The organism is Psychrobacillus vulpis (assembly GCF_006861825.1).
Taxonomy (GTDB): domain Bacteria; phylum Bacillota; class Bacilli; order Bacillales_A; family Planococcaceae; genus Psychrobacillus; species Psychrobacillus vulpis.
The window spans coordinates 105,804-129,295 of the sequence record NZ_VDGI01000012.1; the positions used below are offsets into that span (position 1 = coordinate 105,804).

General features: G+C 35.6%; 23 protein-coding genes and 2 riboswitches. Of the genes, 16 read left to right on the forward strand and 7 right to left on the reverse strand.

All coding sequences use genetic code 11. From position 1 onward, the window contains the following. The first annotated feature begins 214 nt into the window (after nucleotides 1-214). The 6 genes from FG384_RS11820 (at nucleotide 215) to FG384_RS11845 (ending at nucleotide 4,673) form a co-directional block, all read left to right on the forward strand. Complete coding sequence (locus FG384_RS11820; RefSeq protein ID WP_240793409.1) at nucleotides 215-1,012, forward strand: DUF3100 domain-containing protein; 798 nt, start codon at nucleotides 215-217, stop codon at nucleotides 1,010-1,012. Next, a complete protein-coding gene (locus tag FG384_RS11825; protein WP_142642805.1) occupies nucleotides 1,012-1,449 on the forward strand; it encodes a hypothetical protein in 438 nt (145 codons plus the stop codon). The genes FG384_RS11820 and FG384_RS11825 overlap by 1 nt, the downstream gene beginning before the upstream one ends. Nucleotides 1,450-1,648: 199 nt before the next feature. Next, entirely contained in the window at nucleotides 1,649-2,020 is a 372-nt protein-coding gene (locus FG384_RS11830) for a VOC family protein (RefSeq protein WP_142642806.1), read from the forward strand. A 437-nt stretch (nucleotides 2,021-2,457) separates the two neighbouring features. Then, a complete protein-coding gene (locus FG384_RS11835) occupies nucleotides 2,458-2,940 on the forward strand; it encodes an Rrf2 family transcriptional regulator (protein ID WP_142642807.1) in 483 nt (160 codons plus the stop codon). A 29-nt stretch (nucleotides 2,941-2,969) separates the two neighbouring features. After that, complete coding sequence (locus tag FG384_RS11840) at nucleotides 2,970-3,962, forward strand: LLM class flavin-dependent oxidoreductase (protein ID WP_142642808.1); 993 nt, start codon at nucleotides 2,970-2,972, stop codon at nucleotides 3,960-3,962. A 339-nt stretch (nucleotides 3,963-4,301) separates the two neighbouring features. Beyond that, entirely contained in the window at nucleotides 4,302-4,673 is a 372-nt protein-coding gene (locus FG384_RS11845; protein ID WP_142642809.1) for a YolD-like family protein, read from the forward strand. A gap of 33 nt (nucleotides 4,674-4,706) precedes the next feature. On the opposite strand, the gene FG384_RS11850 is transcribed toward FG384_RS11845, so the two are convergent. Together FG384_RS11850 and FG384_RS11855 are read right to left on the reverse strand one after the other, a co-directional pair. Next, nucleotides 4,707-5,045, reverse strand: a complete 339-nt coding sequence (locus tag FG384_RS11850; RefSeq protein ID WP_142642810.1) for a DMT family transporter — start codon at nucleotides 5,043-5,045, stop codon at nucleotides 4,707-4,709. A gap of 21 nt (nucleotides 5,046-5,066) precedes the next feature. Further along, nucleotides 5,067-5,399 carry a DMT family transporter gene (locus FG384_RS11855; protein ID WP_142642811.1) on the reverse strand — a complete coding sequence of 111 codons (333 nt, stop codon included), beginning with the start codon at nucleotides 5,397-5,399 and terminating at the stop codon, nucleotides 5,067-5,069. A gap of 132 nt (nucleotides 5,400-5,531) precedes the next feature. Here FG384_RS11855 and FG384_RS11860 point away from each other — a divergent pair, with 132 nt between their 5' ends. The 8 genes from FG384_RS11860 (at nucleotide 5,532) to FG384_RS11890 (ending at nucleotide 11,892) form a co-directional block, all read left to right on the forward strand. Beyond that, the gene (locus FG384_RS11860; RefSeq protein ID WP_142642812.1) at nucleotides 5,532-6,005 is read left to right on the forward strand and encodes a DinB family protein; all 474 of its coding nucleotides are present in this window, start codon (nucleotides 5,532-5,534) and stop codon (nucleotides 6,003-6,005) included. 190 nt (nucleotides 6,006-6,195) lie between these two features. Continuing rightward, nucleotides 6,196-6,729 carry a sigma-70 family RNA polymerase sigma factor gene (locus FG384_RS11865; protein ID WP_142642813.1) on the forward strand — a complete coding sequence of 178 codons (534 nt, stop codon included), beginning with the start codon at nucleotides 6,196-6,198 and terminating at the stop codon, nucleotides 6,727-6,729. After that, entirely contained in the window at nucleotides 6,729-7,133 is a 405-nt protein-coding gene (locus FG384_RS11870; protein ID WP_142642814.1) for a PadR family transcriptional regulator, read from the forward strand. The genes FG384_RS11865 and FG384_RS11870 overlap by 1 nt, the downstream gene beginning before the upstream one ends. Before the next feature lie 7 nt (nucleotides 7,134-7,140). Next, on the forward strand, nucleotides 7,141-8,436 hold the full coding sequence (locus tag FG384_RS11875) for an FtsW/RodA/SpoVE family cell cycle protein (RefSeq protein WP_420849959.1): 1,296 nt from the start codon (nucleotides 7,141-7,143) through the stop codon (nucleotides 8,434-8,436). A gap of 98 nt (nucleotides 8,437-8,534) precedes the next feature. Then, nucleotides 8,535-8,684: a hypothetical protein gene (locus FG384_RS19820; protein WP_166462436.1), complete on the forward strand. Its 150-nt coding sequence runs from the start codon at nucleotides 8,535-8,537 to the stop codon at nucleotides 8,682-8,684. Nucleotides 8,685-8,719: 35 nt separating this feature from the next. Further along, entirely contained in the window at nucleotides 8,720-9,046 is a 327-nt protein-coding gene (locus FG384_RS11880; protein ID WP_142642816.1) for a hypothetical protein, read from the forward strand. A 335-nt stretch (nucleotides 9,047-9,381) separates the two neighbouring features. Beyond that, nucleotides 9,382-10,188 (forward strand): VanW family protein, encoded by an 807-nt coding sequence (locus FG384_RS11885; protein ID WP_142642817.1) that lies wholly within the window; start codon nucleotides 9,382-9,384, stop codon nucleotides 10,186-10,188. A gap of 468 nt (nucleotides 10,189-10,656) precedes the next feature. After that, nucleotides 10,657-11,892: a sensor histidine kinase gene (locus FG384_RS11890; RefSeq protein ID WP_142642818.1), complete on the forward strand. Its 1,236-nt coding sequence runs from the start codon at nucleotides 10,657-10,659 to the stop codon at nucleotides 11,890-11,892. A gap of 1,089 nt (nucleotides 11,893-12,981) precedes the next feature. Here FG384_RS11890 and FG384_RS11895 read toward each other — a convergent pair. Then, the gene (locus FG384_RS11895; protein ID WP_142642819.1) at nucleotides 12,982-14,313 is read right to left on the reverse strand and encodes an NCS2 family permease; all 1,332 of its coding nucleotides are present in this window, start codon (nucleotides 14,311-14,313) and stop codon (nucleotides 12,982-12,984) included. A 164-nt stretch (nucleotides 14,314-14,477) separates the two neighbouring features. Next, nucleotides 14,478-14,579: riboswitch (purine riboswitch) on the reverse strand. 153 nt (nucleotides 14,580-14,732) lie between these two features. Between FG384_RS11895 and FG384_RS11900 the strand changes: the two genes are divergently transcribed. Beyond that, nucleotides 14,733-15,656 carry a helix-turn-helix transcriptional regulator gene (locus FG384_RS11900; RefSeq protein WP_142642820.1) on the forward strand — a complete coding sequence of 308 codons (924 nt, stop codon included), beginning with the start codon at nucleotides 14,733-14,735 and terminating at the stop codon, nucleotides 15,654-15,656. 30 nt (nucleotides 15,657-15,686) lie between these two features. Continuing rightward, nucleotides 15,687-16,079, forward strand: a complete 393-nt coding sequence (locus FG384_RS11905; RefSeq protein WP_142642821.1) for a GyrI-like domain-containing protein — start codon at nucleotides 15,687-15,689, stop codon at nucleotides 16,077-16,079. A 49-nt stretch (nucleotides 16,080-16,128) separates the two neighbouring features. Here the strand turns inward: FG384_RS11905 and guaA are convergent, their stop codons facing one another. The 4 genes from guaA to FG384_RS11925 all read right to left on the reverse strand — a co-directional run bounded on the left by guaA (nucleotide 16,129) and on the right by FG384_RS11925 (nucleotide 22,395). Next, a complete protein-coding gene (gene guaA, locus FG384_RS11910) occupies nucleotides 16,129-17,682 on the reverse strand; it encodes a glutamine-hydrolyzing GMP synthase (protein ID WP_142642822.1) in 1,554 nt (517 codons plus the stop codon). 235 nt (nucleotides 17,683-17,917) lie between these two features. Continuing rightward, nucleotides 17,918-18,019, reverse strand: a riboswitch (purine riboswitch). Between the two features lie 34 nt (nucleotides 18,020-18,053). After that, nucleotides 18,054-20,246, reverse strand: a complete 2,193-nt coding sequence (locus tag FG384_RS11915; protein ID WP_142642823.1) for a transglutaminase TgpA family protein — start codon at nucleotides 20,244-20,246, stop codon at nucleotides 18,054-18,056. Beyond that, complete coding sequence (locus FG384_RS11920) at nucleotides 20,243-21,448, reverse strand: DUF58 domain-containing protein (RefSeq protein ID WP_142642824.1); 1,206 nt, start codon at nucleotides 21,446-21,448, stop codon at nucleotides 20,243-20,245. The genes FG384_RS11915 and FG384_RS11920 overlap by 4 nt, the downstream gene beginning before the upstream one ends. Next, nucleotides 21,445-22,395, reverse strand: coding sequence for an AAA family ATPase (locus FG384_RS11925; protein ID WP_142642825.1), 951 nt, complete (start codon nucleotides 22,393-22,395; stop codon nucleotides 21,445-21,447). The genes FG384_RS11920 and FG384_RS11925 overlap by 4 nt, the downstream gene beginning before the upstream one ends. Between the last annotated feature and the right edge of the window lie 1,097 nt (nucleotides 22,396-23,492).

Sequence of the window (23,492 nt, forward strand, 5' to 3'; positions counted from 1 at the left end):
TTATGTAGCACATCACTTTTTTGAATTTATATTCAGTTACATGGTAATTAATGAATTATTATTCTATAGTCTCTTGAAATAAGTTTTCTTATGACATTTATAGAACAACTTTAACATTACATAGTAAGAAGGAACTTTATGAACGTTTTATCGGTTAAGTGCAAAATATGATGTGCAATAAAAATAGTTATTGAACTTTTCGGAGGAGATATTATTGCTGAAAGATTGGAAGCTTCATATTATCGTTTTGGTCTTTGTATTAATAGGTGAAGCAATAGGTGTTAAACAGTTCAACTTAGGGGTAGGTACAATCGCATTGTTCCCTATGCTATATGTTTTGATAATGGGTGGAATTGTAAGTTTTCCAAAGTTAAAGTGGTTAAATGAAGGACAAATGAAAAAAGCTGCAGGAATATTAGGTATATCTTTTTTGTTATTCGTAGCTAAACTAGGATCGATGTTAGGTCCATCATTACCGAAAATTTTCGATGCAGGAGTGTCATTAGCTGTTCAAGAAGTAGGACATGTTTTGGGAACCATTATTATTGGATTACCAATTGCATTACTTATTGGTATGAAACGAGAAGCAATCGGTGCAACCTTTTCTATAGACCGAGAGCCAAATTTAGCCATTATTTCAGAAAAATACGGTGCGGATTCACCAGAGGGAAGAGGAGCATTAGGTGTCTACATCTGTGGAACAGTGTTTGGGGCTATCTATTTAGCGATGCTTGCAGGATTTTTAGGGAGTCTTGGTATCTTTCATCCGATTTCATTGGCCATGGGAGCAGGAGTTGGTTCTGGAAGTATGATGGCTGCAGCTTCTGGAGCACTTGCAGTCACGTTTCCAAATGATGCGGAAGATATCGCTCTATTTGCAGCAGCAGCCAACTTGATTTCTACAATTTTAGGGACTTATTTATGTGTATTCTTCTCGCTTCCTGTCACTGCACGTCTTTATGAATGGCTTGAGCCTAAAATTGGACGTACTCGGAAGGAGGCTGCAAAATAATGCTAGAAAAAACAAAAGTATTAGCATTGATCGGAATCATTGCAATTCTTGGGAATTGGGTAGGGTATGATGTATCTCCTATTAAAGCGCTTCCTGGTATGATTCTTATCGTATTATTTACAATAATCGGTTTAGGCTTAAATACGCTCATTCCTAAAATGCCAGCTGTTGTATGGATTTCATTGATTGCGTTAATCGCGACAACTCCAATTTTCCCAGGGAATGAATGGATTGTTGAAAAAACAGGCGAAATTAACTTCATGGCATTAGCTACACCTATCCTAGCATATGCAGGTCTATCTCTCGGAAAAGACTTAGAAAGTTTTAAAAAGCTAGGATGGCGAATTGTCGTTATTTCATTAGTAGTCTATACAGGAACTTTCCTATTCGCTACATTATTCGCTGAAATTGTTTTTAAACTGCAAGGTAGATTTTAATGTAACTAGCCCAGGGAAACCAATCAGTGTGGCTACTGATTGGTTTCTATTATTTTATCGGTAAATTTTGTTAAGTGACAGACAGGTGAACGTTGTGTTAGGCAAAGTACTCATTTATACTTAAATTATAAAGTTTTCTAAAACTGCCACATAAAAATAATGATATCTGAAAATTTAGTTTATAATGGGAGGTACGAATATGAAACTAGGCGCATTCTCTGTAAGTTTAAGTGTAAAAGACATTAATATATCCAAATCATTTTACGAAAACCTAGGATTTCAAGTGTTCGGAGGGGATATTACCCAAAATTGGCTTATTATGAAGAATGAAAGTTGCATAATTGGGCTTTTCCAAGGAATGTTTGAAAAGAACATTCTGACTTTTAATCCAGGATGGAATGAAAATGCTGAAAATCTCAATTCATTTACGGACATTCGAGACCTTCAAAAGCAGCTTAAAGCAAAAGGAATTAAAATGCTGTCTGAAGCAGATGAATCAAGCGAAGGTCCTGCAAGTTTTACAATTGAAGATCCAGATGGTAATCCCATCCTTGTAGATCAACACGTATGAAGTAGGGAATGGAAACAGTAATCAGACACTTTTCTTTTACAAAGAAAAGTGTCTTTTTTTATGTATTGGACTTGATTGTGGATTAATATGAATGGATAAATTGTGTTTTTTTACAACTGTAATATTTAGCTCGATGAACCTTATTATAAGGAAATGATGTTATATTCTCTTGAAAAACTTAGATAGAATCCATATAAATGAAAGATTGATATGGATTTTTCTTTAATCTCTATTTTCTAAAACATTCTTAAATGCAAAATATAGCTGAATTAATTCAGGGTATGACTGGGATTTCTTGTGTATAATCATTCGCTTCCTAACACTTGGAAAAGAAATCGTTGTTAAAGCGAGAGTCTCTTTTGTTTACTTTCCATTTGTATACGATTACACTTTTTTAAAGTGGATAATTATTATCTACATTGATCGGGGTGAATAATATGCAAATGAAAACTGGTGTAGAGCAGTCGGTCTATGCGATTTTATTACTAAATTTATTACCAGAAAAAGCAGTGTTATCAGGAGAAGCAATAAGTCAGCAACTTGGAACATCTCCGACGTATTTTCAAAAGCTCTTGCGTAAATTAGTAACCGCCGACTTAATTACTTCTGTACCAGGAGTAAAGGGTGGTTTTAGATTAAAGAAAAAACCGGAAGATATTCGAATCTATGACGTCTACCTTGCTATAGAAGGGCAGCAATCTCTTTACTCTGCAAGTGGAATCCTCGATGATTTGTTGCATTTGGAACATGAAGAGAAATGCTGCTTACTAACTGACTTAATGGAAGAAGCAGAGGAATCATGGAAGACTGTTTTGAAACGAGAAACAATCGAATCTCTTTATCGGGAGATGCAAACAGAACGTTTTAAAGCCAAAGTCGAATCTCTGCAACTATGGATAAGTGAAAAAATGGTCATGTAAAAATACATTATGAGAAGGGAAGAAGAACGATGAAATTAAGTGTTTTAGATCAAGCGCCTATTACGGTAGGTAATACTGCCGTGGATGCCTTAAAAAAAGCAGAGGAACTTGCCATTTTAGCAGATGAGTTAGGCTATTATCGTATGTGGATGGCTGAGCATCATGGTACCGGTACAATTGCGAGCTCAGCGCCAGAAGTAATAGCTGCACATTTAGCTGCGAAAACGAACAAGATTCGTATTGGGACAGGTGGAGTGATGATGATGCATTATTCCCCGTTGAAGCTTGCAGAAGTGTTTAAAACATTAAGTGCATTTTCACCAGGACGTATTGACTTTGGAGTAGGACGCGCTCCTGGAGGAGACAATTATGCAATGTACGCTCTTTCCGAAGGTCGTCAGCCGATGCTAAATAATATGTATGAAAAACTTACGACAACGCTACAATTAATAAATGATGAAGTGCCAGAGGATAGTCTTTATAATCGTACAATCGCTACCCCATCGAATATTGTTTTACCAGAAGCATGGCTGCTCGGTTCAACTGGAAACAGTGCAGTTCAAGCAGGACGCTTAGGACTCGGCTATTCATTTGCTCAGTTTTTCCAAGGGGGGATGACGAAAGAAATTTTCGATACTTATCGAAGTAATTTCAAGCCATCTTCACTTATGGAGAACCCAGAAATAAATGTAACATATATGGTAACAGTTGCCGAAACAAAAGAAGAAGCGGAGTATGAGGCACTACCTCAAGATATTTCTAGGCTATCATTAATGAGGGGACAAATTCGTCAAACGTTAACCCCAGAAGAAGCACGAAATTATCCATTATCAGAAATGGATCGTGCAATGATTCATGAAAACCGCAAAATACATTTAGTTGGAACAGCAAAAGAGGTCGCAACAATTTTACAAGAAGAACAAGTCCAGTATGGTTTTGATGAAGCGATGATTTGTAGCATTCCACATTCTCAAGAAAAACGGCTGGATGTATATCGACTGCTTGCACGTGAGTTATTTTAATAACAGAAGGCTGTCTCAAAAGTTTTATCTTTTAAGACAGCCTTTTTGTATAGGTTCATAAGAGTTATTTTAGGAAGAATTCCATGTGAGTTTTTTAACTTAATTTCTTTATGAAAATAATTAAATCCACAAGTAAAAAAGTGATATCCGCAAATTCAACTTTGCTATGCGCAAATTGAAGTGCTTTAATCGCAAATTCCCACTTCCTAATCGTAAATTGACTCCTTCTAATCGCAAATTGACACCCTTTAATCGAAAACCAACTTCAGCCATAACTTCCCACTATTAATTAGAACAAATGTTCGTTATAATAAATAAAAAAAGAAAGAAAGTGATGAGATGGTGAACTACGAGGAAGAGTGGAGCAGATTAGATTTATCCAAAGTACAAGATAGAGGCTCGAAAAAGTGGGTATCGATGATGCTACCAGAACACGTGAAAATGCTTCGAGACTTTAACGTAACAATAAAAAAAGTGCCATGTCCTAATTTAAATGAATTTGACTACGAAGCAATTCAAGAACAAATCGAGCTCGCAATGAAACGAAATGTTGAAATCAAAATCATCCGATGGAGAAACGGTGAGTTGCTTTACAATCAAGGCGCCATTCAATGGATTGACCTGACAAAAAGAACAATTGAACTGGAAGATCCATTTAGTTCATTTGAATTACTATTAGATGAAATAGTGGATGCTACCATCATGGAATGATTTCGTCAAATGCTCAACGAAGAATCATCTACTTTAATGAGATGGTTCTTTCCTATTGTCTGATGCATTAAGTAATACAACCCCTCCAATAATAAGGGCTAACCCGGAAAGTGTGAGCAAATTAAAAGGATCATTCCAAATGACTATCCCAATCATGGCAGTAATCGCAGTTCCGACACCAGACCAAATGGCATACGCTAAACTTAAAGGAATTGTTTTTAAACATAGCGCTAAACAATAAAAAGACAAACCATAGCCTGCGATGACACCAATGGAAGGAGCAACATTTGTGAACCCTTCAGAAAATTTCAGCATTGTAGTACCAAAAACCTCACTCAAAATAGAAATACTAAGCAAACTGTAGCCTTTCATATGCAATTCTCCTCTTTTTCTCTACGAATGAATATCACCATTAGAAAGATTTAACAAAATGACCCCACCGATAATTAATACGAGTCCTAAAAACTTTTTTAGATTAAATCCTTCCTTATAGACGATTACCCCGATTAAGGCAGTAAGAGCAGTTCCTACCCCAGACCATATAGCATAAGCTGTTCCGATTGGAAGTGCTTTTAACGATAGAGATAATGCATAAAAAGCAATGGCGTACCCTACTATTACACCAAGAGAAGGAAGCACTTTTTTAAAACCTTCCGTCATTTTCAACATGGAACTACCGAAAACTTCACTTACAATTGCAATCGTAAGTAATATGTATGAATGCAAAATAAATCGCCTCCTATCTCTTATTAAAACGGTAAAAGCAGGCTAACGTCAATCTAACATACTCAATATAATAAAGGATATCTATAGGAGCATGTGGAAGGTATGTTATAAGAATAATTAGGAGGGTTTTATTTGGAACAAAAAATTTTAAACCATATGGAAATAGTACGGCGTATAACGGAGAATTCGATTAATAAAATACCGGAAGAGATTGCGGATATTGTACCTAAAGGATTTAACAATAACATACGCTGGAATTACGGTCACATTGCATTTGTGCAAGAGAAACTCGTATATGGCGTATTAGGAGAGAAGTTGAGCCTTCAGAGTGAGTATGAGGAATTTTTTGGTGCGGGGACTAAACCTTCTGATTGGAAAGGAACACCCCCAACACTTCCAGAGATTTCTTCCGTCCTAACAGAACAAACAATTAGAATAAGAGAATTCCTCCCGGGACGTTTTTCAGAAAAACTTCCAAACCCATTTACGAATAGAATGGGCATTACATTCCATACGCTTGGCGAAACACTATTATTTAGTTTTTATCATGAAGGATTACATATGGAAACAATTAATAGGTTATATCGAAGTATCAATTATAAATAGGCAATCAAATATTTATTGTATAACTTTTTTAAAGTACTATCCTCTTTCGGTAGTCAGTGTATAACCCCATGTCATGGGGTTATACAAGACTGCATGAAGAGGATTTTATTATGGGAATGATATTAAGAGATTTAGAAATAAAAACCTTCCAATAGGGAACGTCGTCTAATCTAAAGATAGGAGGGATAATGTGGAAGAATTGTTAGAGGATGCATTTGAACTAGAGGATAAGGAAGAGTTAATGAATGAGATGATGAACAGATATGGTCAAGATATATTAAAACTCGTCTATTCGTATGTAAATAATAAAGAGGTTGCGGAGGATTTAACACAAGATATATTTGTAAAATTCTACAAATCTCTTCATACCTTCAAGAGGAAATCCAAGTTAAAAACATGGTTATGGCGAATAGCTATTAATCATTGCAAGGATTTCCTTAAGAGCTGGTATAACAAGCATGTGATCATTACAGAAGATACTACGTACATAGAAACAAGAGAAGAAATGGTCGAAGAAGTTGTTATTCAAAAAGAAGCGGATGGTCAATTAATTTCTGCGTTAATGACGTTACCTATAAAATACCGTGAAGCGATTTATCTATTTTACTACGAGGAATTACTCATTAAGGAAATAGCTGAGCTAACTGAAGTTGGGATTAGCACAGTCAAAACAAGGCTTAGACGTGCCAAAGCACTTCTGGAAGAAAGTTTGGGGGAGAAGTAATGGAGAATCGCTTAATAGACTTGAAAAAATCAATGGATAAAACAGCATTTTCTAAATTGAAATTTACCGAACAACATCGCAACGCAATTCAAGAAAAAATGAAGTATGAAGAAAAGGAAGATGCTATCTTTTTAGCAGTTATGCAACTGCTTGTTCAAGAGAAAACAGGATACGAGTTGGTGAAGTTTTTAAGAGGAAGAGGAATTGATAAATTTGAAGGAAATGAAGGGATTTTATACACATTTTTACATTCACTAGAGCGAGATGGTTACTTAAATTCGAGCTGGAGCGAGGCAAACATCAAACATTATCGGTTAAATAATAAAGGAAGAAATTTATTAAGAAAATCTGAAAAAAAACCTATAACTAAACAATTTGCTTTCAAAGTATTAGTAGAGAGGTGAAATACTGGTGAAAAAAGGAAGACAATCTTATTTAAGAGAAGTTAGTGATCAGATAAAATCAAAGGAAGCAAAAGATTATGTCTCCGTCGAATTAGATTATCACATAAAACAAGCGAAAAAAGAATGGATAAATAAAGGATTAAATGAAGCAGATGCAGAAGAAAAAGCAGTAGGTCAAATGGGGAACCCTATAACGCTAGGTCAACAGCTAAACAAGCTTCATCGTCCAAAAGTAGATTGGTTAACGGTTATATTACTGCTCATCACGTTAGGTTTAAGTTTTTTACCGATGCTATCCCTTAACAATAATTTTAGTGATGACTCTATGAATATGAGGTATTATTCAACACATAAGGCTATCTTTGTTCTGCTTGGGGGAACAGTGGCCTTTGGGATGATGTTGATGGATTATCGAAAGTTAGAAAAGTTCGGCTGGCTGTTTTACACAATCGGAATAATTATTCTCTTAATATTATCGTTTTTTCCAACACATTTTGTAAATGGAATATCTGTTATTAAAGTTGGACCTTTAACAATTGAAAGCTTGATGGTAATACCATTCTTTTTTCTTGCCTGGGCATCTTTTTTCAATGATATAAGGTTGAAGATATGGCATTTGAGCATTTTGTTTTTTGTCCCTTTTTATTTGATTTTTACTATACCTAGTATTTCTACAGCCTACATATATGGTGTCATGGTCTTTGTTATGCTGTGTTGGAGTAAATTTAGTCGAAAAACAATTCTTAAAACTTTAGGAATCTCGATTAGTTCATTTTTAATTGTTTGCATTATATTTTGGCAAACTGTTGCTCCGTACCAGAAACATAGACTGGAGGTATTTTTTAATCCAGAACAGTATCCAGATAGTGGAGGCTACATGATATTGCTCCTAAAAGAGCTATTGTCTAAAGCGGACTGGTTTGGAAACTCAATGACAAATGAATTTATTCCAGAAGGTCATACTAATTTTGTTTTAGTAAGCCTCACTTCTTACTTTGGTTGGTCTTTTGCGATTGCACTTGTATTAATCCTTTCTTTATTTGTTGCAAGAATTGTTGTAATCACACGAAACATACATCATGCGTACGGTAAGCTACTACTTATCGGTTCTATTGCTCTTTATACTGTTCAACTAGTAACTAATATTGCAATGACACTAGGATTTTTCCCATTAACTTCTATGTCCTTGCCATTTATTAGCTACGGATTAATGCCTACTCTGTTTAACGCGTTTTTAATTGGTGTCGTCCTAAGTGTATATCGACGTAAAGATTTAGTTTCAAGTTGTTTTATTACAAACTAAGCTAATGCTAAATGAAAATAACAAGAGTTGAAGGATTGGAAAGAGTGTCCTTTTAAGTATTAGATACAACTAGTTTAAAAATATTAAGGAGAATGATGATGGTATATATAGCATGGTTAGCATTTGCTGTTGCTACTGGGGCAATGTTTGAAGCTAGCACGACAAGGAAAAAGCTTGAAAAAAGAGTAAATGAATTAGAAATTGAAGTTGAGCTGCTGAAATATGATAAGAAACATGGGGGATTTTAATGTTCCTACTATGTTAAGTCAACTTGGAGGTATATATGTATACATATGAATCATTTGAAACATCCGGGATGTTTACTTTAATGAGACCCATTTTTATTACGTTATTAGTATTATCAATTCTTTTATTGTTACTAGTACTACTACCACAAACTAAAAATAAAATTATCAATGGTTTCACTGTATCTAGCATTTCTTTAGTGTCTATATTAATTTCCGCTCAACTTCTTTATAGTACTGGGATTATTGTAGATGAGATTGGATTAGATGGAGATGCACTCTCTACGTATTTATTTTTAGCAATTGTTGGTCTGTGTTTCGTAAATCCAATAGTATTTTTTGTCAAGAATAGTAATCCAAATTGAAATGTTTAAGTAAAATGAAGAGAATGATTTTCTGTTAGTGGAAGTGAGGATGAGACCTTCTATGAGTCTTACAACTGGCGAACAGGTGATAATCTAAAAGTGTTAGGAGTAAAAGATGCTAAATGGATTGAAGGAGAAGGGGTTATTTTTAATTCGGATTATGATTTAGAAATCAAAGTAGATTTTAACTACTGATTTAACATATGGGAAATGGAGTAAAAACACTGTTAGTACAAGGCAAATGGTGTTTTTTTATTTCTAGTTTTACTAATAGCTAGTTAGTGTCAATTCATTTTTCTTTAAGGTACAACATCAAATTGTAGGGGGAGAAGACGTTGAGAATTTCAGAAATTCATCCGTTAGTATATCGAATTCGAATTTTTCAAAAGAGGTTATTCCGTTCATGGGAAAATGTGAAAAATAGAGACAAGTTCGCTAAAAGTATTCTTGATACTCCTTATTCTTACACTTGTAAAAAACATCAGTCGCTATTAAGGAGGCGGTTGGGTGATAGTGACCCACAACTTCAGGAGAATAAAATTGTAAATATTTCAATTGCATTGAGTAAAATTGACGGTATTGTAATTAACCCTGGGGAAGTTTTTTCGTTTTGGAAATTAGTAGGGAAAACAACTAAGGCAAAAGGATATATAGAAGGAATGCAACTATCTATGGGGGAAGTGAAAACAGGAGTTGGTGGAGGAATATGCCAGCTTGCTAATCTCCTATACTGGATGGCAATACATACCCCTTTAACAATTATCGAACGGCATCACCACAGCTTTGATCCATTCCCTGATGAAGGAAGAGTTCTTCCATTTGGTAGTGGTGCGGGAGTCTTTTACAATTATGTGGATTTAAGATTTCAAAATAATACAGAACAGTCATTTCAAATACGTATTTGGTTAACAAACAATCACTTGAAAGGAGCCATATATACGAACAAGGAATGGCCCTATACTTATCATATGGAAGAAAGGAATCATGAGTTTATTAAAAAGAATGGGAAGAATTTTAGAAAGAATGAAATTTGGAGAAAAACGGTTGACAAAAGAACAGGGAATTATATAAATGAAGAAATGCTTATAAAAAATTTCTCGGAAGTAAAATATGAAACTGATAGTAGAAATGATGGCAGCTAAAACTCAAACCTTTTTAAAAAGGTTTGAGTAGGCAGGAAATAACAAATTATGAACCTGGGTTTTTGCTTGACTCAGTATCTTCATCCTTCTTTTCCTTGGGAATTCCATGATCATTTTGGCCATCATCTTCTAATAATGGATCATTTCACTTCAATATCCCTCCAATTTACTTTTCGGTAGTTGAACATTCTTACTTTCTATGTACCTCTTTTTTCTTTGAATAAACATATTCTCGTATTAGGTTACAGGGATAGAATATATGGAAAGTAAACAGAAAAATAAATACTTCATTCAAAAAATAACTAGTATGATATAATTTTATCAATGTAATATTTCGTTTTTGCAAGAGGAGCTTAGCATTTAAATCACCTGTATCTGATTTACATTGAACGTAGCCTTCAATGGGGTAAAAAGAAGGTTTTTTCTCCCAGTACCGGTAATCCTTAATGCAGGGAGGATGTTATCTATATGTTAGAAACGTTATTAATTAATATCTTATTTTTAATTTTTCCGGTCCTTCTCATTGTGGTCTTTTTTGACAGGTACATAAAGGAGTATCATTATATATTTTTCCTCCTTTTTTTCTCACTTTCCATGATCCTATGCATGATTTATCCGTTTAAATTGGAAATTGGATTTATTTTTGATTTGCGATATGTACCATTTATCATAGTAGCGCTATACGGGGGGCATAAAAGGGTTTTTCCACTATATATCATATTGAATGTACATCGCTTTATAATAGGTGGAGAAGGTTTGTTCCAGTCATTTCTTTTTTCAACAGTTATTTTTATTACAGTGCCTATGCTGACTCAAAAATTTTCAGGATATAATACTAGAAAGAGAATAATGACTGGTGTCATTGCAGTCTTATTGACGGTCGTCTTTTATCTTCTTAGTTTGTCCACTTTTTTTGAGGAACTAACGAAACAATATTGGACACTCGCTTTTTATGCTGTGATTGCCCATACCATTGTTATTGCATTGAACATGATTATGATAGAAAGAATCATATCCAACATCAAAAATAGAGAAAACTTTCTTCGTGCTGAACGACTGCATGTTATGAGTGAGCTTTCGGCCAGTGTTTCCCATGAAATAAGAAATCCTCTAACCGTGACGAAAGGATTTCTACAGTTATTAAGTGTCTCCAGAACTATCAAGGACGAGGACAAAGCGTATATTGAGTACTCATTACAAGAACTAATTCGGGCAGAAAATATATTAAATGATTATCTGGCGTTCGCAAAACCTCAATCAGAGAATATGGTCCACTCCGATTTAAAGGAAGAAATGGAGTATGTAAAAAATGTATTGATGCCATTCGCTGTATTTAATAATGTGGAGATTGACTATCAATTTACCAATTCCCTGAAAAAAGATTATGATCAAAACCAGATGAAGCAATGTTTAATCAACATAATGAAAAACTCTATAGAAGCAATGAAGGATGATGGAGGTACCCTTTCCATAAAAGTTATGGAGCAAGGGAAGAATATTATTATCAGTATACAAGACAATGGGGTTGGGATGACGAATGATGAGATCCGTCAATTAGGAAAACCTTACTATTCAACCAAAAAAGAAGGAACGGGTCTTGGCATGTTGATGGTATACGGGACCATTAGTAAAATTAAAGGGAAAATCGATGTGCAAAGCAGAACAGGAGAGGGAACGACTTTTACTATTACCATTCCCACTTAAGTCTGGTAGAAGGATGTGTATACTTGCACATCTCAGACTGTAGACAAATTCGATAAAATCGAATTTGCCTATAGTCTTTTTTATTTAAAATGAAATAATGATTGAAAGCAGTGATTTCCGCTGGCGAGCGACGAGCCTTCTCCTTCGCTTCGCTCAAGGGCACTGAAAAGTCCCTATAATTCTACTTTGCCAGAAGGGTTGTCCAATAGTCCAATAAATAAGAAAATCGTTGAAACGGCTCCCTTTCCGGAGGCCACTGAAAAAGTCCATATAGTTTCACTTTTAATGAAGTTCCCCCGTAGTTTTCCGAAGCTTACCGCTCGCTTTCCACGGGCGANAAATTGTTTTGCTATCGGACTAACCGAAGTTAGTCTATCAAGCTATATGTCTTAACGTTTTGCATGTTCAGTTTTCAATGTTCATGTTGTCGTCTTGTTTTAGCGACCTTTGTATCTTAACACCCTTCAAAAGGTAAAGTCAACACTATTTTTGTAGAAAGGTGTAAAAAGATAATAACACTTTATTCTGAAAAATGCAACGAAAAACTCCCTTATATAAAATAATCTCGTAAAATTCAACAGTTATCTACATTTACATGCATCTAACTTAATACACGCCCTCTAGTAAAAATCATAATCTCCCCACATAGTTTCTATATAAAATTATAGTTAATCATTTAAAGTAACTACTAATCTACTGAATTACATAAATAACAAAGTTATGTTTCAGAGGTGATTGATTGGTTTGAAGAAGCGTCCGATTGACTCCTGCGGGAAAAGCGAGACAGTCGAGACCCTGCAGGAGCATGTTAGAGGAAGGAAGGCTAAGTGCACCTCGTCAAATGGAAGGCAACCTAAGTTCGCCACATCCCGTGGCAACGGTTGCATGACCCACGTCGTGTGGGCCTCAACGCCTTCATGACCAACATCGTGTTGGCCCAAGCGACTCGGCGCCCGCAGAAAGAGAGCGATAAGCTTCGGACAACCTGAACTATCCTAGTTTAAAACAAAAAGACTGTAAACAACTCGTTTTTTTGAGTTTGTCTACAGTCTGAAGAGAGCAACATGCGGTCTCTCTTTTTGATTTCTATTATAAGAAAATAAAATAACCTAGGAATACAAGCCATAAACCATACATAATTGGATGTATCTCTTTTATTCTTCCTGCGACAATCATTGTGATTGGATAGAAAAGAAATCCAATTGCAATACCTGTTGCGATAGAATAAGTTAATGGCATTGCAATAATTACAAAAAATGCTGGGACAGCAATTTCAAACTTAGTCCATTCAATCTGACCTAGAGAAGCAACCATTAGTACACCTACAATAATTAACGCTGGAGCCGTTACATGAGAAGTAATCACACTAAGTACCGGGTAAAAGAATAATGATAATAGGAATAATACCCCTGTTACTACTGCTGCTAGCCCTGTTCGAGCACCCGCTGCTACACCTGCACTTGATTCTACATAAGAAGTTGTAGTGGAAGTACCAGCAATCGCACCAGTTACTGTAGCGATTGAGTCTGAAAGTAATGCTTTTCCAGCACGTGGTAATTTCCCTTCTTTCATTAAACCAGCTTGGTTTGCAACAGATATTAAAGTTCCTGCTGTATCAAAGAAATCAACGAATAAGAAAGTTAAAACTACTACTAAAAATTGCGTTGTTAGTAAAGCTGTTGGATCATTCACGATTGCATCAAAAGCTGCTCCGAATGTTGGAGCCATAGAAGGGATATTTCCTACTACAGCTTCTGGAATAGGTACTAAACTAAATACCATACCTACAACTGTAGTAATTAACATACCGTAGAAAATGCCGCCTTTTATTCCTTTAACCATCATGATCACTGTAAGTACAAGACCAAATATTGTTAATAAAACATTAGGATCAGATAAGTCTCCTAAACCTACAATAACTGCTTCATTGCTCACAATAATTTTAGAATTTTGTAAACCAATGAATGTAATAAATAAACCGATTCCTGCACCAACCGCATATTTCAATTCAGCTGGAATAGCATTAATGATTGTTTCACGAATTCCGGATAATGAAAGAATAATAAAGATAATACCTGAGCATAAAACACCTGTTAAAGCAACTTGCCAAGGAATTCCGTAAGTCAATACAACCGTATAAGCAAAAAATGCATTTAGACCCATACCAGGAGCTAACGCAATTGGATATCTTGCTAATATCCCCATCAATATGGACCCTACTGCTGCAGCAATTGCTGTTGCTGTAAATACAGATCCTTTGTCCATATACATGAATTCTGGTAAACCTGGAACAGTCTCTAAAGATAAAGTTATTGGATTTACTACTAGGATGTACGCCATTGCTAAGAATGTTGTTAAACCACCAATAATTTCACGACGATAGTTTGTACCTAGTTCTTCAAAACGAAAATACTTTTTCATGAGTTCCTCCATTTTATTGTCACGATAACTGGATAAGCACAAGCCTCTGATAATAGTCTCTGCAAAAAAATCCTCTTGGATGCGATGAACTATACTCAGGAGTAAAATAAAAAGCATACGACTATTCACAGTCGTATGCTTAAACATCTCTAATAAGCGAAAGAAAAACACTTTCCACTCATCGTAGTCGAATCATTTACGGTGATCCGGTAGAGACTTTTGGGCCTTATTCCCAACGTTATACGACGACATAATTAAATTATGTTAGTAATATAACATTGTCCTTTTTGAAAATCAATACTAAATCCGAACATTATTCAATAATATTATGTAATAGTTCGTTATTCTGACGATTCTAATACAACATAAAAAAATTCTATTCAATAAAATGGCGACAATATAAGGAGAGTACATAGAAAATGAAAATTGAAAGACTGTTATCTATTTTAGTTATTTTACTAAATAAAGAAATAGTTTCTGCCGAGGAACTAGCAAATAAGTTAGAAGTGAGTAAAAGAACTATCTATAGAGATATTGAATCATTAGCTATGTCCAGAATTCCAGTTGTAACAATTCATGGACGGCATGGGGGTGTTGGATTGATGCCCTCTTACAAAATGGATAAATACTTGTTTTCTGATGAAGAGAAACTCCAAATTATTGAAGCTTTAAAAATGCAAAATAATATGATGCAAATAGATAACCAAATCCTTATAGAGAAGTTGGAGAATTTAAGAGAAAGTGAAGAATCATATAGAAACTTCTCCTTTTATTCTCCAACTATTCATAGAGAAGAAATTGAAATAGAAACAAAAGAAAAACTAAAAATCTCAAGAGAAGCGATGGCTCATCATAAAAAGATGAAAATAAAATATATCTCTTTCACTGGAGAAGTAACAAACAGAGTTATTTCTCCATATAGAATTAGTTTAAAAGATGGCAACTGGTATTTAGATGCTTATTGTGATCACAGAAAAGATAATCGAATATTTAAACTAACTCGAATTCGCGAATGTATTTTATTAGAAGAAGGATACTTCACTACAAAAGAAAATGAACTTAGCTTAGCAGCCAATTATGAGGTAGTTGAATTATTATTCCACAGGGACCAATTAGGCAAACTGTATGATTTTTTCTTAGAAGAGGAAATTGAAATTCAAAAAAATGATATTAGAGTTACTTTTGAGTACGACTGTAATAAAAACCTAATTCCGTTTCTATTAATGTTTAGTAGCTCAGTTGAAGTTATTAAACCAAAGGAATTAAAAGAAAAATATTACAAAGAATTAAACAAAATCTACAAAAAAATAAAAGATGACAAACAGTTGTCATATATACCATGATAAATTCACTTTAGAAAGGTGGAGATTAAAGTGAGAGAAAATTTTTCTACTAAAGTAATCTACGGAAATAAAGTGAGAACAAACAATAATGACAGTAGTATTTTTTCAAAACTGTGGGAGGAATTCTTAAAAAACAAAGTGCAGGGTGATATTTACGCAGTATACAGTAATTATGAAAGTGACTTCACAGGCAACTTTGACTTTATGATTGGAACGGAAAAAAAGAATGGAGAACATTTTATAACTATCGGAGAAGGAGAATACTATATTTGGGAAGTGGAATCTCAAGATCTAAGTGGTGTTGGTAAGGCATGGAATGAAATTTGGAAAAGTGATTTACCAAGAGCTTATACAACTGATTTTGAGGTTTATAAAACAGACGGGAGTATTGACATTTATTTATCGGTTTTAACTAAGTCATAAAAGAATAGCCTGGAGCCCTTTTATACTAAGGACTCTAGGCTATTATTAACTATTCCCACTCAATAGTTGCTGGTGGTTTACTCGTTACATCATACAGTACACGGTTAATGTGTGGCACTTCATTCACTAGACGTACGGAAACTTTTTCAAGTACATCCCATGGAATACGTGCCCAGTCAGATGTCATTCCATCAATAGATGTTACAGCACGGATACCGATTGCGTAGTCATATGTACGAGCATCGCCCATTACACCTACGCTACGGATGTCTGGAAGTACAGTGAAGTATTGCCAAATATCACGATCAAGTCCAGCTTTTGCGATTTCTTCACGAAGAATTGCATCTGATTCACGAACGATTTCTAATTTTTCTTCTGTAACTTCACCAAGAACGCGGATACCTAAACCCGGACCTGGGAATGGTTGACGCCAAACGATCGCTTCATCAAGACCAAGCTCTAAACCAAGTGCACGCACTTCGTCTTTAAACAAAGTTTTTAAAGGCTCGATTAACTTGAATTGCATATCTTCAGGTAGTCCACCTACATTATGGTGAGATTTAATTGTTTGAGCTGTTGCAGTACCAGATTCAATAATATCTGTATAAAGAGTACCTTGAGCTAAGAAATCCATACCATCTAACTTAGAAGCCTCTTCATCAAATACGTAAATGAATTCGTTACCGATAATTTTACGTTTCTTTTCAGGATCAGAAACTCCTGCTAATTTATTCATAAAACGCTCACGTGCGTCAATTTTAATAACTTTCATATTAAAGCCTTCAGTGAAAGTCTTCATAACTTGCTCAACTTCACCTTTTCGGTTTAGGTTGTGGTCAACGAACATACAAGTTAACTGGTCACCAATTGCTTTGTGGATTAAAACAGCTACTACTGAAGAGTCTACTCCACCACTAAGTGCACAAAGAACTTTCTTGTCGCCAACTTCCGCACGAATTTTTTCGATTTCCATTTCAACAAAGCTTTCCATTGTCCAGTCGCCTGTTGCATGACAAATATCGAATACAAATTGACGAAGTAAGTCGATTCCGTAGATAGAGTGTCTTACCTCTGGGTGGAATTGAACTGCGTAAAAATTCTTCGCTTCATTTGCCATTGCAGCAACTTCACATGAAGGGCTAGTAGCAATAACTTCAAATCCTTCAGGAGCTACTGTTACGTGGTCACCGTGACTCATCCAAACAACTTGGTTTGCAGGAAGTTGTCCAAATAAAGCCGTTGCATTTTTAACGTCAATTTCCGCTTTTCCGTATTCTCTGTGAGAAGCTTTCTCTACTTTTCCACCGAAATGTTGGGACATTAATTGCATTCCGTAGCAAATCCCTAAAATTGGTACACCGATTTCATAAATCGCTGGGTCAATATGAAATGCATTTTCATCATATACAGAATTTGGGCCACCAGAGAAAATGATCCCTGTAGCATTCATTTTCTTTAAATCTTCCGCAGTTACTGTATGTGGGTGTAGTTCACTGTACACTCCAAATTCACGAATACGACGCGTGATTAGCTGATTATACTGGCTACCGAAATCTAGTACGACAATTTTTTCTTGTTCTTTCAACAATGGAGTTGAAGACATTAGCATCCACCTCTTCTTTTAAGTAATCCAAATTCGCTTCCCTATCAAATTCGCCTTGGCTTATTTGGCCCAGATTTTTTCACCTGGAAAATGTAAAATATCTGCAGCATCCGGCTGGTTCTTTATCTTATTCAGTATGAGCAAATAAGAATAAAAAAACGCGTATGAAAGTATCCTCTTTCTACGCGTTTATGTTCTCTACATCAAAAAGGCGAATGCAAATGTCCAAAAAAGACATGACTGCATTCACCTTCATAGTCAAGTTATTATCGGTAACTTGGTAGAGACATCCGAACCATATCATCGGACATATACGAGGGCAACTTGGTCAATTTAATTTGACTTCAGTTTACAGGTTGTGGAGCGTAAAATCAACCGCTTAGCTGATTGATTAAATTTTCCCAACTTTCTCTCATTTTTTTATAATTTATATCCTCACGATTCCCGCCATAAAATCCTTTTTCATATACACTTGTAAGGTTTCTCATATTTTTATCTCCAAAATATGCATCGATTTGTTGTGCATAATCCATTAGTGTTTGGCCTTGTTCTTTTCCAAGTCCGTAAAAACTTAGTTGTTTCAGTAGTTGATGATACATTTTCTCAAAAGTATACCAGTCATTCTTTCGGATTCGATATAGAGGAATTAATACTTTTGAAATCCACTTACGTTTATACCGATAGGCAGTTAAACTTAATAAAAGTAAGCCAACGCATGACCAAATAATTGCTGCTTTTCGATTAGATATCCACTCTAACCCACTCTTCATGACATCCGTAAACCCTTTGGACAATTCCGTTTTTTCAGTATTAGGTTTATCTTTTGAAGATGGCGGCTGTACAGGTACAGGAGTGTCAAAATCATTTGCCGTTATATCTAAGTCATACTTGATATTAATACTATTTGAAAAACCAATAGTTGGTTCAAATGGCATCCACCCAATTTCAGGAAAATAAGCTTCCACCCAAGAATGTGCATTATTATTTGTCACTTCATAAACTGGAACATTATTTTCCTTGTGGTCAACTTCTCCAGCAGCAAAACCTTTCACCCATCTAGAAGGTATTCCAATCGATCTTAGCATAACGACCATAGAACTGGAGAAATTATCACAGTAACCTAATTTGGTTTCGAATAAGAACTGATCTACATAATCTGTATCTCCTGTTGGAACTGCGGCAAGTGTTTGGTTATAACTAAACCCGTTTCGTCGAAAATATCGTTCAATTATTTTTGCCTTATCATATAAACTGGTTTCATTTTCGGTAATAGATGTTGCTAAATCTCTCACTCTAGAAGGAAGTGTTTCAGGTAGCTGTAAGTATCGATTAAACTCGGTTGTTAACCCATTCAAACTTTCACTCGTCGTTTCTCGAAGTGCTTGTAAGCTGTATGTCGGTTCTCTAAAGGAAACTTCATAACTTCCAAGTGGCACAGTATCTCCACCCCGAAAAGTTGAAATTTTTTGGTTTGTTGCGTTCAAAGATAGTGTAACTTGTTCTAATGAGTTTATACTTGTTAATCCGTAAGGCTGCACTACAAATGGAAATTCCTGCCTCATTAAAATATTTGCAACTGCTAATTCCTCCTCTTGTCCTGGAGAAATATCAAGAGCAATTGGATTTTCCTTTTCATAACTACTAATTTGGGCCTCTGTATCAGATTGAATCCATCCTTTAGATGTATACGTATCTTTCGTTTCAATCTTCCAATATTGTTCTCTCGGTACTGTCGCATAAAATACAGGTGTATCATCTCCAAAAAATGCTCCACCTAAATGTTCGTCATTCTCACCATATCCAACTTTTCGAATGCCACCTACACCCGAACCTTCTCTTCCTGTATGGGTAGTACTCGATGAAGTAAAAAATGGTACTGGATCTGGCCAACTTGGACCTGCTTTTGGTAACACAAATGCCAATCCTACGCTCACTGCGATTAATCCAAAAAGACTTAATACTGTAGTGAGAAGAAGCTTTCCGAATGGTTGAACTTTATTTTCATTAATTACCTTCTGTGCATATAACAATCCATTTAATAAAAATCCAACAGCCAATACAATTACAATACTTCTTTCTCCGTTATACGGACTAAACGTATCTAATATGGCGATAAATAAAACCGTCAATGCAAAAAATAGAAGTAAATTTTGCCTTACTCTTATCCAATAGTTCAATAAATAAGTAGTCATCCATAATAGGATGAAAAACAATAATGTGCGAAATGAATCGGTCACTGCTAGCCACTCTTGCGCAATTAATGCCTTTATATTTACGATAGTTGTATCAAATAAAAAAGAAAATGAATCTCTAGAAAAAAAAGATACCTCTGTATAAATGGAGACAAGTATCCACCAAATAAATAATATTTTTAATGGAATCGCAATCTTCCAATTTAGTTTTACTAAATAAAATAGAAAAGAAAGTGCTAAAAATAGACAAAATAAATTCAAATGATCTGTATCCGTCAACTCTATTACGGGTTTTAGCCATTCAACCATTAAGATAAAAACAAACAAGTAGATCATTAAAGACAAAAATGATAGACGTGTTTTTTCACTCATGAACGACTCACCTCCAAGAACGCTTGGGCAAATCTATCTTTCGTCAAAATATGAACGTCAATTCCCCTACTTGCCGCATATTGATGCAAAGACGATTCCTCTTTAGGCAGTTTCATCTCTTTTTGTTTCACAACAAAACACGTACAAACACGAAGATTATCAACTGTCTTTTGAATGCTGTCTAGCCACTCATACGTAAGATTGCTAGTTATATATAACAGGGAAGTTGCTTGACGAATTGCTGAATCGTTTAATATTAATTGGTCCATTGGTTTAGATAAATCTGCTTGTACTTTTGTTAAATGATACATTACTCGTTGAAGCTGTTCTTCACTTTGAACTGCTGGAATATAAACCCGTGTTTCACCAATCGAAAGAAACGCACTAGATGCTTGGTGCCGTACAATCGATTGCATTATAGAAGCCGTCAAATCAACAACATCTTCGAATAAAGGGGATGATGTTCTATCCAGTAGTACAAACAAATCTTGCGACTGTCGCTCTTCAAATTCTTTCGTCTTTAGTGACTGTGTTCTTGCAAACGATTTCCAATGAATCCATGAAACTCTATCTCCAGGTTGATAGGATCGCACACCAATTGCCATCGATGTATCCTTCATCGCTAGAATTCTAGATGCCGCAGCCCCTTGGTCATACCTTGATTCTATCGGGATATATACCATATCAGTCAGATTAGGAAATACTAAAATCGTTTTCTTATTTGGAATAAAACTTTCTTTCCTTACCCAACCGAATAAATCACTCACTCGAATAATTGTACCTTCAAGTTCATGCTCACCTCTTGGAATGTGTTCCATCTCATAAGTCCACTTAAATTCTTTTTTCATCCCCCAAAATGTCATCCGCTTCCAAGAGGGAGCTGGCTGTAAACTATTACTTGCCTTCTCTTCAAAGGTAGTATACATAAGAGGGAAATGATTCTTTCTTTTCACGTGTATAGTGGCTGAAAATTTTCCACCACTATATACATGACGGGTTTCAATCGTCCTTTCCACCTCAATCTTAGAAAGGGGATACATAAACAACAGTAGCGAATAAACAGAAATTGGAATGGCAAGATAAAAAAGAAACCAGCTTACAAAGCCCCCTTGGAACATCGCATAGACAAAAGCCGCAATTAGCAGGGTTGTTAATCCGAAAACCCCTTTTAGCTTCTTTAGTTGCTTAAACCACTTTATCATTGAATTATTTTCCTCTTTATTGGGACTGGCGTTCTTTTCACTATTCTTGAAAGAACTTCTTCCGTTGAAATACCATCATAGCGAGCTTCTGGTCTTAACATAATGCGATGGCAAAAAACAAATGGTGCTAAATATTGAATATCATCCGGAGTTACATAATCTCTTCCATGCAGCATGGCATATGCTTGAGATGCTCGCATTAATGCAATGGAGCCGCGTGGACTCACACCAAGGTAAATGTATGTATCCTCTCTTGTACGATTGGCAAGCTCTACGATATAACCTTTCATTGTAGAATCTACTTTAACATCCTTCACTTTCTTTTGAAGGTTGATTAATTCTTCCAATGAAATAACCGCATGCAACTCATCAATTGGCATTCGTTTTTCTAATCGATTCAGTACTTCTATTTCCTCGCTTGGGTGAGGATAGCCCATTTTTAACTTCATTATAAAACGGTCTAATTGTGCTTCTGGAAGTGGGTACGTACCTTCATGCTCAATTGGGTTTTGTGTAGCCATTACGAAAAATGGCTTAGGAATAGGCATTGTAACGCCATCAATTGTGACAGATGCTTCCTCCATACCTTCTAATAGAGCGGATTGTGTTTTTGGTGAAGTTCGATTTATTTCATCTGCTAATACAATATTCCCTAGAATTGGACCAGGTCTAAATTCGAATTCCATCTCTTTCGGATTGTAGATTGAAACCCCTACAACATCGGATGGTAATAAATCCGGAGTAAATTGAATTCGCTTAAAATCCGCTCCAATAGATTTAGCAAGAGCACGAACCATCATCGTTTTTCCCACTCCTGGTACATCCTCTAATAAAACATGGCCATCTGCAAGTAGCGCTATTACTGCCAGTTCTGCAATATTCTTTTTTCCAATCATTACTTTTTCTATATTTGATATGATAGATTGGATTTGTAAGTGTTCAGTCATTTGATTTCCCCCAACATCTACTATTGATAGATTAGTTTGAAAATTTATATAACACGTTATTAGCATACCGAAATTTACAATCTAATACAAATAAGAAATGTATTAAATAAGAAAAAATTGGAAGAGATAATATATAGAATGAAAATGTTGAACTTGGACATAACATCGTTAGTTGTAAACACAATTCATGTCCATCTCAGCTGTTTTCCGAAGCTTACCGCTACACTTTCCCGCAGGAGTCGAGCGGACGCTTCTCCAAACAACAAATAAAAAATTTGAATGTTCATCCACCTATTAGATATAAATCGTTGAAATAAATGATACGCACTATTTATATAATAATAGCTCTTTTATAATTTTTCATAACGAATGGATGGAGTGAAAAGCGGCGGCTCCTGCGGGATAAGCGTTAGTCGAAGACCCCACAGGGAAGCGAGGAGGGCACTGAAAAACTCGAATTAGTATTTTTATAGGAACTAATTGCTGTATTTATTTAAGAGAATTTAGCGCGACGCATGAGACTCCTGCGGGAAAGCGAGACAGACGAGACCCCGCACGAAGCAGAGGAGGACACTGAAAAACTGTCTATTTTTTTAAGATAAATACTTTTTCATTTCTAGAAAATCGTTGAAAAAGCGACACTCCTGCGGGAATAGCGTTGGCCGAAGACCCCGCAGCACAGCGAGGAGGCTAAGGCAACGCCCGCGGAAAGGGAGCCGTTTCAACGATGTTCTTATTTATTGGGTTATTGTACAACTCTTTCGCAAAGCTGATTATAGGGACATTTCAGTCCCCTCAAGCAGAGCGAAGGAGGAGGCTCGTCGCTCGCCCGCGGAAAGCGGATGCCAAAGCGCAAAATTCTCCTAGGACTATTTGATAGAAAATTTATTAGAATAACACTTTTTCAGTGCCCTTGAAGCGAAGAGGCTGAGGCAACGCCCGCGGAAAGCGTCCGATTGTAACGGAATCCTTTGACAAAAGACTATGAATACTGTGTTCATGACATACCAGGTTTTATTCATTCTTATCTTTAAAAAAAGCCGAGCTGTTTAATGCAAACAGCTCGGCTCTTGTTATAAATTTAGTCGATAAAAAGT

Excerpts from the sequence above, each read along its gene's own strand:
- FG384_RS11825 (WP_142642805.1), top strand. The coding sequence starts at position 1,012 with ATGCTAGAAAAAACAAAAGTATTAGCATTGATCGGAATCATTGCAATT.
- FG384_RS11830 (WP_142642806.1), top strand. The coding sequence starts at position 1,649 with ATGAAACTAGGCGCATTCTCTGTAAGTTTAAGTGTAAAAGACATTAAT.
- FG384_RS11835 (WP_142642807.1), top strand. The coding sequence starts at position 2,458 with ATGCAAATGAAAACTGGTGTAGAGCAGTCGGTCTATGCGATTTTATTA.
- FG384_RS11840 (WP_142642808.1), top strand. The coding sequence starts at position 2,970 with ATGAAATTAAGTGTTTTAGATCAAGCGCCTATTACGGTAGGTAATACT.
- FG384_RS11845 (WP_142642809.1), top strand. The coding sequence starts at position 4,302 with ATGGTGAACTACGAGGAAGAGTGGAGCAGATTAGATTTATCCAAAGTA.
- FG384_RS11850 (WP_142642810.1), bottom strand. The coding sequence starts at position 5,045 with ATGAAAGGCTACAGTTTGCTTAGTATTTCTATTTTGAGTGAGGTTTTT.
- FG384_RS11870 (WP_142642814.1), top strand. The coding sequence starts at position 6,729 with ATGGAGAATCGCTTAATAGACTTGAAAAAATCAATGGATAAAACAGCA.
- FG384_RS19820 (WP_166462436.1), top strand. The coding sequence starts at position 8,535 with ATGGTATATATAGCATGGTTAGCATTTGCTGTTGCTACTGGGGCAATG.
- FG384_RS11880 (WP_142642816.1), top strand. The coding sequence starts at position 8,720 with ATGTATACATATGAATCATTTGAAACATCCGGGATGTTTACTTTAATG.
- FG384_RS11890 (WP_142642818.1), top strand. The coding sequence starts at position 10,657 with ATGTTAGAAACGTTATTAATTAATATCTTATTTTTAATTTTTCCGGTC.
- FG384_RS11895 (WP_142642819.1), bottom strand. The coding sequence starts at position 14,313 with ATGAAAAAGTATTTTCGTTTTGAAGAACTAGGTACAAACTATCGTCGT.
- FG384_RS11900 (WP_142642820.1), top strand. The coding sequence starts at position 14,733 with ATGAAAATTGAAAGACTGTTATCTATTTTAGTTATTTTACTAAATAAA.
- guaA (WP_142642822.1), bottom strand. The coding sequence starts at position 17,682 with ATGTCTTCAACTCCATTGTTGAAAGAACAAGAAAAAATTGTCGTACTA.
- FG384_RS11915 (WP_142642823.1), bottom strand. The coding sequence starts at position 20,246 with ATGAGTGAAAAAACACGTCTATCATTTTTGTCTTTAATGATCTACTTG.
- FG384_RS11920 (WP_142642824.1), bottom strand. The coding sequence starts at position 21,448 with ATGATAAAGTGGTTTAAGCAACTAAAGAAGCTAAAAGGGGTTTTCGGA.
- FG384_RS11925 (WP_142642825.1), bottom strand. The coding sequence starts at position 22,395 with ATGACTGAACACTTACAAATCCAATCTATCATATCAAATATAGAAAAA.